13 protein-coding genes are annotated in these 12,545 nt (G+C 62.4%); 5 read left to right on the forward strand and 8 right to left on the reverse strand.

The window, feature by feature from the left end; genetic code table 11:
* Positions 1-34: 34 nt before the first annotated feature.
* Positions 35-1,348 (reverse strand): homogentisate 1,2-dioxygenase, encoded by a 1,314-nt coding sequence (hmgA, locus tag AC26AR_RS08685; protein WP_488106746.1) that lies wholly within the window; start codon positions 1,346-1,348, stop codon positions 35-37.
* A gap of 247 nt (positions 1,349-1,595) precedes the next feature.
* Here hmgA and AC26AR_RS08690 point away from each other — a divergent pair, with 247 nt between their 5' ends.
* The 5 genes from AC26AR_RS08690 (at position 1,596) to AC26AR_RS08710 (ending at position 5,907) form a co-directional block, all read left to right on the forward strand.
* Positions 1,596-2,114, forward strand: a complete 519-nt coding sequence (locus tag AC26AR_RS08690) for a MarR family winged helix-turn-helix transcriptional regulator (protein ID WP_488106747.1) — start codon at positions 1,596-1,598, stop codon at positions 2,112-2,114.
* A 117-nt stretch (positions 2,115-2,231) separates the two neighbouring features.
* Entirely contained in the window at positions 2,232-2,399 is a 168-nt protein-coding gene (locus tag AC26AR_RS08695; protein WP_077375858.1) for a DUF2256 domain-containing protein, read from the forward strand.
* Positions 2,386-3,954: a DASH family cryptochrome gene (locus tag AC26AR_RS08700; RefSeq protein WP_488106748.1), complete on the forward strand. Its 1,569-nt coding sequence runs from the start codon at positions 2,386-2,388 to the stop codon at positions 3,952-3,954. Before AC26AR_RS08695 ends, AC26AR_RS08700 begins: the two co-directional genes overlap by 14 nt.
* Positions 3,955-4,067: 113 nt before the next feature.
* Complete coding sequence (locus AC26AR_RS08705) at positions 4,068-5,339, forward strand: ATP-binding protein (protein ID WP_084208537.1); 1,272 nt, start codon at positions 4,068-4,070, stop codon at positions 5,337-5,339.
* Positions 5,340-5,370: 31 nt separating this feature from the next.
* Positions 5,371-5,907, forward strand: a complete 537-nt coding sequence (locus AC26AR_RS08710) for a response regulator transcription factor (protein ID WP_404627112.1) — start codon at positions 5,371-5,373, stop codon at positions 5,905-5,907.
* On the opposite strand, the gene AC26AR_RS08715 is transcribed toward AC26AR_RS08710, so the two are convergent.
* The 7 genes from AC26AR_RS08715 to AC26AR_RS08745 form a co-directional block, all read right to left on the reverse strand.
* Positions 5,904-6,692 carry an enoyl-CoA hydratase-related protein gene (locus AC26AR_RS08715; RefSeq protein ID WP_488106749.1) on the reverse strand — a complete coding sequence of 263 codons (789 nt, stop codon included), beginning with the start codon at positions 6,690-6,692 and terminating at the stop codon, positions 5,904-5,906. The genes AC26AR_RS08710 and AC26AR_RS08715 overlap by 4 nt on opposite strands.
* A gap of 317 nt (positions 6,693-7,009) precedes the next feature.
* Complete coding sequence (locus tag AC26AR_RS08720) at positions 7,010-7,783, reverse strand: 3-hydroxybutyrate dehydrogenase (protein ID WP_404627116.1); 774 nt, start codon at positions 7,781-7,783, stop codon at positions 7,010-7,012.
* A gap of 251 nt (positions 7,784-8,034) precedes the next feature.
* Positions 8,035-9,462 carry an ATP-binding protein gene (locus AC26AR_RS08725; RefSeq protein ID WP_488106750.1) on the reverse strand — a complete coding sequence of 476 codons (1,428 nt, stop codon included), beginning with the start codon at positions 9,460-9,462 and terminating at the stop codon, positions 8,035-8,037.
* Positions 9,459-10,121 carry a response regulator gene (locus AC26AR_RS08730; RefSeq protein ID WP_404627119.1) on the reverse strand — a complete coding sequence of 221 codons (663 nt, stop codon included), beginning with the start codon at positions 10,119-10,121 and terminating at the stop codon, positions 9,459-9,461. The genes AC26AR_RS08725 and AC26AR_RS08730 overlap by 4 nt, the downstream gene beginning before the upstream one ends.
* A gap of 97 nt (positions 10,122-10,218) precedes the next feature.
* A complete protein-coding gene (locus tag AC26AR_RS08735; RefSeq protein ID WP_404627121.1) occupies positions 10,219-11,103 on the reverse strand; it encodes a hypothetical protein in 885 nt (294 codons plus the stop codon).
* 163 nt (positions 11,104-11,266) lie between these two features.
* Positions 11,267-11,995 carry an LrgB family protein gene (locus AC26AR_RS08740; RefSeq protein ID WP_488106751.1) on the reverse strand — a complete coding sequence of 243 codons (729 nt, stop codon included), beginning with the start codon at positions 11,993-11,995 and terminating at the stop codon, positions 11,267-11,269.
* On the reverse strand, positions 11,992-12,486 hold the full coding sequence (locus tag AC26AR_RS08745) for a CidA/LrgA family protein (RefSeq protein WP_404627125.1): 495 nt from the start codon (positions 12,484-12,486) through the stop codon (positions 11,992-11,994). The genes AC26AR_RS08740 and AC26AR_RS08745 overlap by 4 nt, the downstream gene beginning before the upstream one ends.
* Positions 12,487-12,545: the final 59 nt, after the last annotated feature.

A 12,545-nucleotide genomic window follows, 5' to 3' on the forward strand; every position in this document is an offset into this window, starting at 1 on the left:
TAGACCAGAGCGGGATGACAGGCACATGCCAATCTCAGCGCTGCTGGGGAGTGAAATGAGACGCCAACCCCTGCCAGACCGAGCCGTAGTCGCGCTGACGAGCGCTCGACGACAGGGCCTGTGGGGTGGGCTGGAACAGATAGCGACTCTCGAACATGAAGGCGAGCGTATTGCCCTGATAGCGGGGGGCGAGTTCCGCCTGAGTGGCGGCCTCGAAGGTGGCAGCGTCAGGGCCATGCGGGGTCATGGCGTTATGCAGACTCGCGCCACCCGGGCGGAAGCCTTCGCGCTTGGCGTCATATTCACCATGGATCAGTCCCATCAGCTCGCTCATCAGATTGCGATGGAAATATGGGGGGCGAAAGGTGTTCTCAGCGACCATCCAGCGCGGCGGGAAGATCACGAAGTCGAGATTGGCGACCCCGGCAGTGTCCGAGGGTGATGTCAGCACGGTGAAGATCGAGGGGTCCGGATGATCGAAGCTGACCGTGTTGAGGGTATTGAAGGTCGCCAGATCATATTTGTAGGGCGCGTAGTTGCCATGCCAGGCCACGACATCCAGTGGCGAATGATCCAGACTCGCGCGCCAGAAACGCCCGCCGAACTTGGCCACCAGCGTGAAATTACCGACTTCGTCCTCGAAACGCGCCGATGGTGCGAGGAAATCACGCGGGTTGGCCAGTCCATTGCTGCCGATGGGCCCCAGAGAGGGCAACTCGAGAGGCGCGCCATAGTTCTCGGCCACATAACCTCGACAGCCCTCCGCGTGTCCCGCCAGCGGATTGAGCTGAAACTTGATACCACGCGGGATCACCACGATCTCGCCGCTGGCGACTTCCAGCAGGCCCAGCTCGCTGCGCACCTCGATGGCACCCTGTTGCGGCACGATCAGCAATTCGCCGTCGGCATTGTAGAAAAAGCGCTGCTGCATGCCGCGAGAGAAGGCATAGAGGTGCGTGGCACAGCCCTGCTGCGCCTGGGCATCTCCATTGACCGCCAGCGTGATCAGGCCGTCCAGAAAGTCCCCTGTCGAGCATGTGATGGGGTCCCAGCGCATCGGATTGGGGTCCGGCACTCTCTCGGCCAACGGTGCAGTGGCGACCTGCGGCATCTCCATGGGCTGGTAGGCGCCCTGCACGACCGAGGGCCGAATGCGGTAAAGCCAGCTGCGTAGGTTGTGACTGCGCGGTGCCGTGAAGGCCGAGCCACTCAACTGCTCCGCGTACAGGCCATAGGGGCAACGCTGGGGAGAGTTCTGGCCCTGCGGCAAGGCGCCAGGCAACGCCTCGGTGGAGACATGATTACGAAAACCGGCGTGATAATGGCACTCAGCGTTGCGCTCGCGCATGACGATTCATCTCCTTGTGGGCTCGCGGCTCCTGAAGATCTGGGGCATCCACGGCACGACATACCGCCAACGCCCTAACTGGTTACATATGAAACCATATAGACAGACCCACACCCTGGCAATCGCCGAATTGCTAGACCTTTGTCTTGCTCGCTATCGAAGGTGGTAACATCGGTAACCTGATCCACCTGAAACGTTTCAATGCGACTCAGTATGCCAACCCTCTCACCGAGTCAGGTAACTTTCGATGCAACGCACTGATGACACTCCCGAAGCTCGCGATGCCCTTGACGGGGAACCCCCACAGGACACACCCCGCTGCGAGCTGGATCTTGACCAGTTCCTGCCCTATCGCCTCAACCGTCTGGCAGAGCGAACCAGTGAGGCGCTGTTCGTCCGTTATGGTGAGCGCTTCGCCATCAATGTCGCCGAGTGGCGTCTGCTGGCCTGGCTGAGCCGTGGCTCGCCATTGACGGCCCGGGAAATCAGTAAACGGACTCATATGGACAAGGTGCGCGTCTCTCGGGCCGTCAAATCTCTGGAAAGCCGTAAACTGATCCTGCGCCGGCCGAGCGAGCAGGATCAGCGTGCGCAGTTGCTCGCCCTCACCGCCGAGGGTGAGGCCATGCTCGCTGAGCTGATCCCCGAGGCCCGCCGCTTCGAGGATGAGTTGCTGAGCGCCGTCAATGCACGCCAATACCGGGATCTGCTGCTCACCATGCAGACCCTGGAGCGTCAATTGGATCAGCTGCCAGCCAACGACTGAGACTCGCGGGAGGCAGCAGGTGCGCCACCTTGTGCCCCATGAGATTCTCGACAGGACACTCGCACTTCGTACAAGTATGGTATAAATCACGTACTGGTTTTATGGAGTCATCCCCGCATGCATCGCAAACCGCACCTGCCAAGCAAGTTGTGTCAGACCTGTCAGCGCCCCTTCACATGGCGCAAGAAGTGGCAGGACTGCTGGGAAGACGTACGTCACTGCAGTCAACGCTGCCGACGCAATGCGCGTCAGGCAGCCCGGGAGACACACCATGACCAGCACTGATACCTGGCTTGTCTGGCTGGACGATGACCTGCGTCTCGATGACAACCCCCTGTGGCAGGCCGCGCTCGAGGAACACCCGGCGCACCTGCTGGTGGTATACATCCTGCCGGAGACGACCTTCCAGCCCGTTGGCAGTGTCAGCCCTGATGTTGCCAGGCTGCAGCCACTCAGCGTCGCACGTCAGCGCTTTCTGCTGGAGAGCCTCGAATCCCTGCAGGCAGGGCTTCAGGCCCTGGGCAGTGATCTGCTGATCCTCCAGGGTGACGCTGCACATCTGATACCCGAACTCGCCAGACAGCATGCGTGCCGAGGCGTCATCGCGCGACGCGCCACAGGTCTGGTGGAGCGACGCCAGCAGCAGGCCGTGGCCGCCAGTTGTCGCCTGCGGCAGGTCAATAGCGGCTTGCTCCTGGACGAGGACGACTTGCCCTTCACGCTCAGTGAGCTTCCTGAAACCTTCAGCGCCTTTCGTCGCAAGCTGGAAAAGCCCTATCCGGATATCCAGGCCATGCCCGCTCCGGTAGCGGCGCCTTGCGCGCTGCCGAGCTGGCCGGCACAGGCGCCGCGTGGCGTGCAGGGCAACGCCAGACGACTCCATGCGGCCAGGGACTGGCAGGGCGACCCACGGGGAGAGCATGCCTTCCTTGGGGGTGAGCCCGCAGCACTGCAGAGACTCGAGCATTATCTGAGTCCTGAACATGCCGGCCAGTACAAGACCACCCGCAATCGCCTCAGCGGGGCAGATTTCTCGACCCGTTTCTCTGCCTGGCTGGCACTGGGGTGTCTCTCACCACGACGCATACTCGACAGGTTGCACATCTTCCAGAAGACACTGCCTGAGCTCTGCGAGACCCCACAGGCGGCGTTCAAGGACAGCGACTGGATTCGCGTCGAGCTCTTGTGGCGGGAGTACTTTCATTGGGATACCCGCCAGCTGGGAAGACAGGTCTTTCTGGCAGGCAGATCCGGTACAGACTCGCTGCGTCACGAGGCGTGCGCTGCGATACCGGATGCGCTTGCACGATGGCAGGTCGGAATGACTGGCGTGCCCTGGGTGGATGCCGGCATGCGCGAGCTGGCCGCCACCGGCTGGCTGAGCAACCGCATGCGCCAGAACGTGGCGAGCTATCTGATCAAGGATCTTGGCGTGGACTGGCGGCTGGGTGCCGCCTGGTTCGAGCATCAGCTGCTGGATCATGATGTCGCGTCCAACTGGGGCAACTGGCGTTACCTGGCAGGCGTGGGACGCGACCCGCGTGCGGACCGTCATTTCAACATGATGAAGCAGGCTCGCCAGCACGACCCGCTCGGCCATCACGTCACCCGCTGGATACCCGAACTGGAAACGCTGCCACCCGGCATGCAACGCCATGCTCCTTGGCTTGCCTGGTCATTTCGCGTGACGCCCGAGGCGTCGGGAGGCATCAACGAGACGACGCAGTCCGGCTACCCGCGCCAGCCCTTGCACCTTGTCGATGCCTGGCAGCCCCATCTCAGCGACGTCACACCGATACGTGTGAAGCCATGGCTGAGTGGTTCCTTCGAACGGGGCTGAGAGGAGACTGTCAGCGGACACAAGCCGTCGGGCCATTGACGCTAACTGGCCGTCAGGACTGCACTTTACTGGCCTTATTCACTATCATGGCCGCATTCCTTGCAGGAGTCGTCATGAATCAGCCGCTACCGCCGCCACTGTCCACACCGCACCGCAATCTCATTCGTCTGACCATCGCGCGCGGCATCACCTGGACAGGCTTCCTGATCCTGATCATCTTCGGGATCGAGATCATCGGCTTTCAGCTCAATGTCCTCCCCGTCATCTCGATCATCATCGCGATGGGCCTGGTCAATGTCGCCAGCTGGTGGCGTCTGGGTCAGACGCATCCGGTCACTGACACCGAGAATCTGCTGCATCTGCTGGTGGATATCGCCGGTCTGACGATGCTGTTCTTCAATACCGGCGGCTCCACCAACCCCTTCGTGCCCTACTATCTGGTGCCGGTGACCATGGCGGCCGCCACCCTCCCCTGGCGCTATGCCTGGATCATCGCGGCCGTCGGCATGGGCTGCTACAGCTTCCTGATGGTGTTCTACGAACCCGTACCGCAGCTGGCCACCTACGAACTCGGCGGGCGCATCAGTCTGCACGTCATCGGCATGTGGCTGAACTTCGGCCTGTCGGCATCGCTGGTGACCTATTTCATCTTCAAGATGGCTCACGCCCTGCGCACGCGAGACCAGGCGTTGTCCACCACACGAGAAGCGGCTCTGCGTAGCGAACAGGTGCTGGCAGTCGCCAGCCAGGCCGCCGGCACCGCGCACGAACTGGGCACCCCGCTCTCGACCATGGCGGTGCTGTTGAGCGAGATGCGCGAGGATGCCAAGGACAAGAACGACCCGCAGCTGGAGGAGGATCTCGCACTGCTGCGCAGCCAGGTCGACACCTGCAAGCAACGCCTGCAAGCGATGGTGGCCGCGGCCGACCGTCGTCGCATGGAGCAGCCCCAGGCGCTCAACGCCGCGCGCTGGCTGGAGGAAATCGTGCAGCGCTGGCTGGTGGTACGCCCGGATGTGCAACATAGCGTCGAAGTGGATGCCTCCGCCCGCAAGGCTCAAATCCTGGTCGATACCACGCTTGAGCAGGCGCTGATGAACCTGCTCAATAATGCCGCGGATGCCTGCCCCGATGACATCGAGATCACCCTGGAACGGCGGGATGATGAGGTCACCATCGACATTCGTGACCATGGTGCAGGCGTTCCCATGGCGGTTGCGGACCAGCTCGGTGAGACCTTCATCTCCACCAAATCCAAGGGGATGGGCATCGGCCTGTTCCTGACCCACGCCACCATCAATCGTTTCGGTGGTGGCGTCAGCCTATACAACCACGAAGACGGCGGCACCTTGACGGAAGTGCGCCTCCCTCTTTATCTGAACTGATGGCGGCAAAGACCGCCCAAGTGAGCCCCTGATGAGCGAAGAAACCCGACTGCTGATCATCGACGATGACGAATTCTTCTGCCAGGTGACGGCACGTGCCATGACACGCCGCGGCTATGCCGTGGAGATTGCCCGGGACGAGGCACAGGCGCTGAGTATCGCGCGCAGCCATCGCCCCGAGCTGATCACGCTGGATCTGAAGCTCGAACAGAGCTCCGGCCTCAAGCTGTTGCCCGAGCTGATCGCCTTGTTGCCGGAAGCATGCATCGTGGTGCTGACGGGCTACTCCAGCATTGCCACGGCAGTGGAAGCCATCAAGCTGGGTGCCGTGAACTACCTGTGCAAGCCCGCCGATGCCGACGAGATACTTCACGCCTTCAAGCGCGAGGGAGGTGATCCGGAAGCCGAGATCTCCGACAACCCGCCCTCGGTCAATCGCCTGACCTGGGAACACATCCAGAAGGTGCTCAACGAGCACGACGGCAACATCTCTTCCACGGCTCGCGCCCTGGGGATGCACCGCCGCACGCTGCAGCGCAAACTGCAGAAGCGACCGGTGAAGCGCTAGCGCTTCATTCGGGCCAGCAGGGCCGCCACGGCAGCATGATGCTCCGGGTCCTGATGGCATTGGCCCTGAAAACTGGCACACAGATCCAGGAAGTCGTCCAACCGCATCTCGGGAGCACGACGCATCAGGCGCTTGGTCAGCCGTGTCGCCTGACGCGGCTGACTCGCCATCTGACGTGCCATCTCCAGGGCACGTGTCATCAGGTCTTTCTCTGCACAGACTTCCAGCACGATCCCCAGTGTCAGCGCTTCCTGCGCCGAGACGAAACGCCCGCTGAAGGTCAGCTCACAGGCACGCTGATAGCCGATCAGACGCTGCAGCAGCCAGGCGCCCCCATCGCCGGGGATCAACCCCAGCGACAGGAACGTCTCGCCGAAACGTGCCTGGTCACTGGCCAGGCGAATGTCACACATGTTGGCGAGATCAAAGCCGGCCCCGATGGCCGGACCATTGACCGCCGCGATCACGGGCACCTCGATGCCCAGCACCGCAGGTGTCATTCGCTGGATACCACGGCGATAGCGCGCCGCGACCTCGGCGGCATCTCCAGCAAAATCCCCCTTTCGATGCGCCATGTCCTGCACATTGCCTCCGGCAGAGAAGGCGCTGCCCTCGCCGGTGATCACCAGGGCACCCACGCTGTCACAGCCATTGACCCATTCGGCCACTGCCAGCAGATCCTCCACCAGCGCAGTCCCCGTCAGGGCATTGCGCACGTCGTGACGGGCGAAGGTCATGACGGCGACACCGTGCTCAAGACTGAGGTGACTGTCGACAAGGGTCACGGGTGCAGCCGTTGACCTCTGCCGGGCGCAGCAGGCGTCAGTGGAATCGCGTGGGGATGAGGTAGCGTCGTGAGTAGCGTCGTGAGCAGCGGTGTGAGTCGTGTCATGTGGCGAAGCGGTCATGGTGGATTCCTGGCGTCATCGATGGCCGTCACGAGCGAGGGTCCTCAAGGGGGGCCTGTCGGCTCGCGCATACGAGAAGACCCTTGTCCTCCGTCAGCGTCATGCGGCGGGAGAGACAAGGGCCTGTCGGTCTTGCCGGTGGTTCACGCAGCAGGCAGGCGGGCTGCCGACCCCCACGCGAGGTGTCACGCGACTTACTGTGCCGTCCAGCCGAGATCCATGTTGAAACTGGAGCCCGTCACCGAACCTGCCTTGTCGGAGGCCAGCCACACCGCCATGTCAGCGACTTCGGCGGGGTCGATCATGCGCTTGATGGAGGCCCCCTTGAGCATGATCTTCTCGATCACCTCATCCTCGGGCATGTCATTGAGCCTGGCCTGCTCGGCGATCTGCTTGTCGACCAGCGGAGTGCGCACATACGCCGGGCAGATGGCATTGGCCGTGATACCACTCTCGCCGCCTTCCAGTGCCGCCGTCCTGGTCAGCCCCATCAGACCATGCTTGGCGCTGACATAGGCCGCCTTGCCGGGCGAGGCGACATGCGCGTGAATGGAGGCCATGTTGACGATGCGGCCATATCCATTCTTCTCCATGTGCGGCCAGGCCGCCTGAATCAGCGTGAAAGGTGCCGTCAGCATCAGCGCGATGATCTGATCCCACTTGGCCTGCGGGAACTCCTTGATGCGCTCGACGTGCTGGATACCGGCATTGTTGACCAGGATATCCAGGCGACCGAAGCGTGACACCGCTTCCTCGACAGCGGCCCGACATTGCTCACCATCCGTCAGGTCTGCCTTGAAGAATGCAGCGCCTGCCTTGTCGGCGACCTCTGCCCCATCGTCACTGAAATCCACGGCAAGGACCTGATGACCGGCTTGGCACATCGCTTCCATGATGGCGGCGCCGATACCACTGGCAGTCCCCGTGACAAGGGCGACGCGGGTCGGGGCTGACTGTTGTTCACTCATGAAGGTCTCCTTCGGGCTGATGTCATGCCGCAGGAATGCCCGGCCCCAGACAGGGACAGGGACCGGGTGGCATCGGATGCTGCTCTGCAACATATAGTGAAGATAGCGCTAATAAAGCCACCTTCGCCACCCGACCATCGCCTTGTTGGCCTGCCGGCGACAGCATGCATGGCGTTGAACCGCCTGGAGCCTGCATGCCAGAGCCGTGATGCAACTTGCGCAACCGCCAGGGCGCAGCATGCAACGCGAGCTCAGCCGAAGTGCAATCGAGCTGACAGACCGGGCGACGCCGCACTCCCCAGCGGACTGTCATCCAGGGTCAGTTCCGCTCCCAGGCGCTCGGCCAGTTCATCGACGATCGAAAGGCCCAGCCCTGACCCCGAGGTGTTCTGCCCCGCCAGACGCACGAAGCGCTCCCGGACCCGCTGACGCTCACGGGGCGGAATGCCGGGGCCGGTATCCATGACTTCCATGATCAGACCACCGCCGAGAGAGGTCTCGCGGCGCCGAATGCTCAAACGCACTTCCCCCCCCTCAGGCGTATAGCGCAGCGCGTTGTCGAGAAGATTGCGCAGCAGCACATAGAGGCCGTTCTCGTGGCTGATCAACTGCGCGTCGGGCGTGACGTCGACAGACATCCCGACGCCACGCTGGCGCGCCATGGGGCCGAGATCCCGCGTAAGTTCATGCGCCAGATGCCCGAGATCGACGTGAATGCGCGGCACCTCGGCACCACTCTCCAGCCGCGACAGCGTCAGCAGTTGCTCCACGACACGCGTCATGCGATTGACACCATCGACGATCATGCGCGCCGAACGCCGCGAGTTCTCATCGGTGGCATCCGCCTCGACATTCTGGGCATGCACCTTGATGCCGGCCAGGGGCGTTCTCAACTCGTGAGCCGCATTGGCAGTGAAGCGACGTTCCTTGTCGAGCGTGTCGGCCAAGCGTCTCAGCAAGCCGTTGAGCGCATCCACCATCCCGCGAATCTCGTCCGGCGCCTCACTGGCATCAAGTGGCTCTAGATAGCCGGGCTGACGGGCGGTGATCTGTCGGCTGATACGCAGCACGGGACGGAATCCCCGAGAGACGGCGACACCGATCAGCAAGGCGATCACCAGCAGCCCGACCACCAGCGCCAGCACGTTGTGCAGTGCGATCTGCCCCGTCAATTCATCTCGTACGTCTTCCCGCTGAGCGGCCGTGACCCAGATGCCGCTGTCAGGGAGATACAGCGTGAAGGTGAACCAGTCGTGATGATCGGTGTGCTGCTTGGCATAGCCGGGCAACGGCAGATAGTCGAGCATGACCGAGGGGGTGGAGAGCCCCAGCAAGGGCTGACCGAGTGCATCCCACATCTGGAAGACCAGCTTGTCTTCATAGACATGACCGAGGGGCGACTTCTCGTGCCCATCCGCGAAGCTCAGGGATGGCGGTCGCAGACTGAACTGCCCCGAGGTCATCTCCTGAAGTCTTTGCTGACGCGCCACCGGCGACAGCGAGGCCAGCTCGGATTGATAGAGGCGGCCCAGCATGCGGGCATTCTGGGCCAGCTGTGCATCGAACAGCTCATCGATCTGCTCACGGGCATCGAAGTAGCTCCAGGTGGCAGCTGCCCCCAGCACGATGATCACCCCCCCGATGAGGCTGCGCCGCAGAAAACTGCGTATCGACTTCACACGGACTCACCCAGTCGATAGCCGACCCCGCGTACGGTCTTCACCACGCCGGCCCCGAATTTGCGGCGAAGATGATGCACATGCACCTCGATGACATTGCTTTCCACATCCCCATCCCAACCGTATAGCTGCTCGACAAGCTGGTCCCGACTGAAGACACGACTGGGATGGAGGAGAAGAAACTCCAGCAGATCGAATTCGCGCCGCCCCAGCGTCACCTCGGCGCCGGCCAGGGTAACGGAACGACCGGCCTGATCAATGCTCAGGGCCCCCAGTTGCAGGCATCCGTTGGCCTGACCCGCATGACGCCTGACCAGCGCGCGCAATCGGGCCACCAGCTCGGCAATGTCAAAGGGCTTGACCAGATAATCATCCGCCCCGTTGTCCAGGCCACGCACTCGGTCACTGATATCATCTCGTGCCGTCAGAATCAGCACCGGCAGAGTGTGGCCCCGACGGCGCAGCGCGGTCAGCACCTCGAGACCGTCCATGTCCGGCAAGCCAAGATCCAGCACCAGGACATCAAAGGAGGAATGCTTGAGAGTGGCCACGACATCGCCCCCCACCCGCAACCATTCACTGCTCATGCCTTCACGACTCAAGGCATGACCGATACCTTCACCCAACAGTGGATCATCTTCCACGAGCAGCACGCGCATGGGCTCTCCTGATGACAAGCGATACGTGAGAGGGAACAGGGGATATCCCATGCCCCACTGATGACAGATGACGAGAGCGGGATGGCAGCATCATCGACTAGGCGCGATTCCCGGCTCTCTCCGCCCATGGCCTTTGCAAGCCCCATCCCCTGCCCCGTCGTCTTGCGCCGAGGACAGCGCGGCGCTCCTGGCGGCGAAACACGATGCGTTGAAGCGCTTCACGAATGGCCTCCAGGCCCGAGTCCAGCATGCGTTCCGGTTGGCCGAGAATGCGGCGCAATGCCCAGCCACCTCGAAGTCTCATGCGAGCCAACGCCCCCGGTGCTCGCAACAGGCAAAGCGGATACACCATCTGCTCGACCTGACGCTCGATGCTGATGGGGTGGCATCCTTGATGCCGCGCCAGTTGCATCAGTAGCGGGGACTCTTCCCCGGTGATCAGAGGGGGAACGTGAAGCCGGACATGCTGGTGGGCACAGGCGGAGGCCGGGGCGAACAAGTGGCCATCCGGCTGCAGTATGAACTCGACCAATTCCTCCCGCCCCGCCGTGACAAGAGAGGCCGGGAGACATTCCAGTACCCGCTGGCGCACGCCAGGCTGCCAGCCAGAGCCATGCAGAACATGCATGGCACGCCCTGCCTCCAGCTGCCACTCACCATCACCCGGCAAGCTCACCAGGGTGTGAGGACGCGACGCGGGCGTGATACTGAGCAGCTGCTCACACAGCGACCCGCCGGTGACGTCCGAGACGGCGAGGGTCAGACAGCGATGCCGTTGCCCCAGAGGAGTCGGCAGCAGCTGGCACAGAAGCGCGAGATCATCTCCAGGGCGCTCCACCAGTGTCAGCGTGGCGCCATGGCCCGCCAGCTGCCAGCATATCTCCCGGCAACTCGAGGCCATGGGCGCTTCGACGAGCAAGCGATGACCGGCCAGCCGAGAACTTTCGACAGAACCACCACGGGAGCGAAACGGACGGTACATGGCAACATCCTTGGTCGGGGCATCGTCGATTCGACCATGCCAGGCTGAATGACCTACACGATGCCGACCAACGCTTAACGAAAGATTAAGCAGCGACTCTTTCTTTGCCCTCTGATGGAAGACTTGATGTCCCTTGCCGGTGCCAGACGCCGATGCCCAAGGCTTACAACCCGAACAGATGGACCAGCGGCGGCAGAATGAAGGCTGTCAGGAGCCCCGTCAGACCCATGGACATGCCCGAGAAGGCACCGGCCAGGGTGCTGAGTGAAGAGAAGCAGTAAGCCGTGCCGATCCCATGGGCAGACAGGCCCATGGTAAAGCCCTTGACGGTATCATCACGCGCACCTGACAGCCGCAGCATCAGCGGACCGATCACACAGCCAAGCGTCCCGGTCAACAACACCAGTCCTGCCGTGAGTGAGGGAATGCCGCCGAGCTTTTCCGCGATCCCCATGGCGATCGGCGAGGTCACCAACTTGGGTGCCAAGCTCAACGCCACCGGAGTATGCGCCCCCAGGACCAGTGCCAGACCGAGCGTGGTGGTCACTGCAGTGGTGATGCCGACGCAACAGGCCGTCAGCAGAGGCCAGAGCATCTGCTTGACGCGGTCAAGATGATCGAACAGCGGCACCGCCAGTGCCACCGTCGCCGGCCCCAACAGAAAGTGGATGAACTGGGCGCCTTCGAAATAGGTCGCGTAGTCGGTATCCGTCAGCCAGAGAAAGCCGATGATCAAGGCAATCGACACCAGCACCGGATGGGCAAGAGACGCGCCACGAGCCAGGCGGTTGATCACGGTCGCCAGCAGAAAGGCCGCCAGCGTCAGCAATAGATGCAGCAGCGGAGAGGCACTGAGATAGACCCAGAGAGCATCCAGAGGGGCGAGATTCACTGTTCCCCTCCCTTGCCGGCCATCGGACCTTGCAAAGATGAACGACGATCTATCAGCCGCTGCAACAGCCAGGCTGTCACGAACTGCGTCACGGCGATGGATACCACCAGCGTCACCGCGATGGCGAGGAGATCCTGAGCGATGAGATCCAGATGCACCATGACCCCGACGCCTGCCGGGACGAACAACAGCGAGAGATGCGCCAGCAGGCCATTGCTGGCAAGCCTGAGACTGCCGGGCACTCGTTCACGCAACATGGCGCGGAGCAGCTGACGTTGGCCGGCATCGTTGTCCGAGATGCGTACGGCGTCACCTTCCCTGTCCGGCGACGGTATCAATCGCTTGCGCAGACGGCCACGCACCATCAGCGCCAGCAGCAGGATCAGCATGCCCAGTACCGGTCCAGGCACCGGCAATACGAGGGCTCGTCCCAGCACCTCGCCCACGAACTGACATGTCAGCAGAATGCAGAACCCCTTGAACAACTCCATCTCCGGCCAGCCTCCCCTATCAAGGCACTCATCTGACGTGCGGTAAAAGGCCGAATTGT

This window comes from Cobetia sp. PS-4MA (assembly GCF_057670765.1).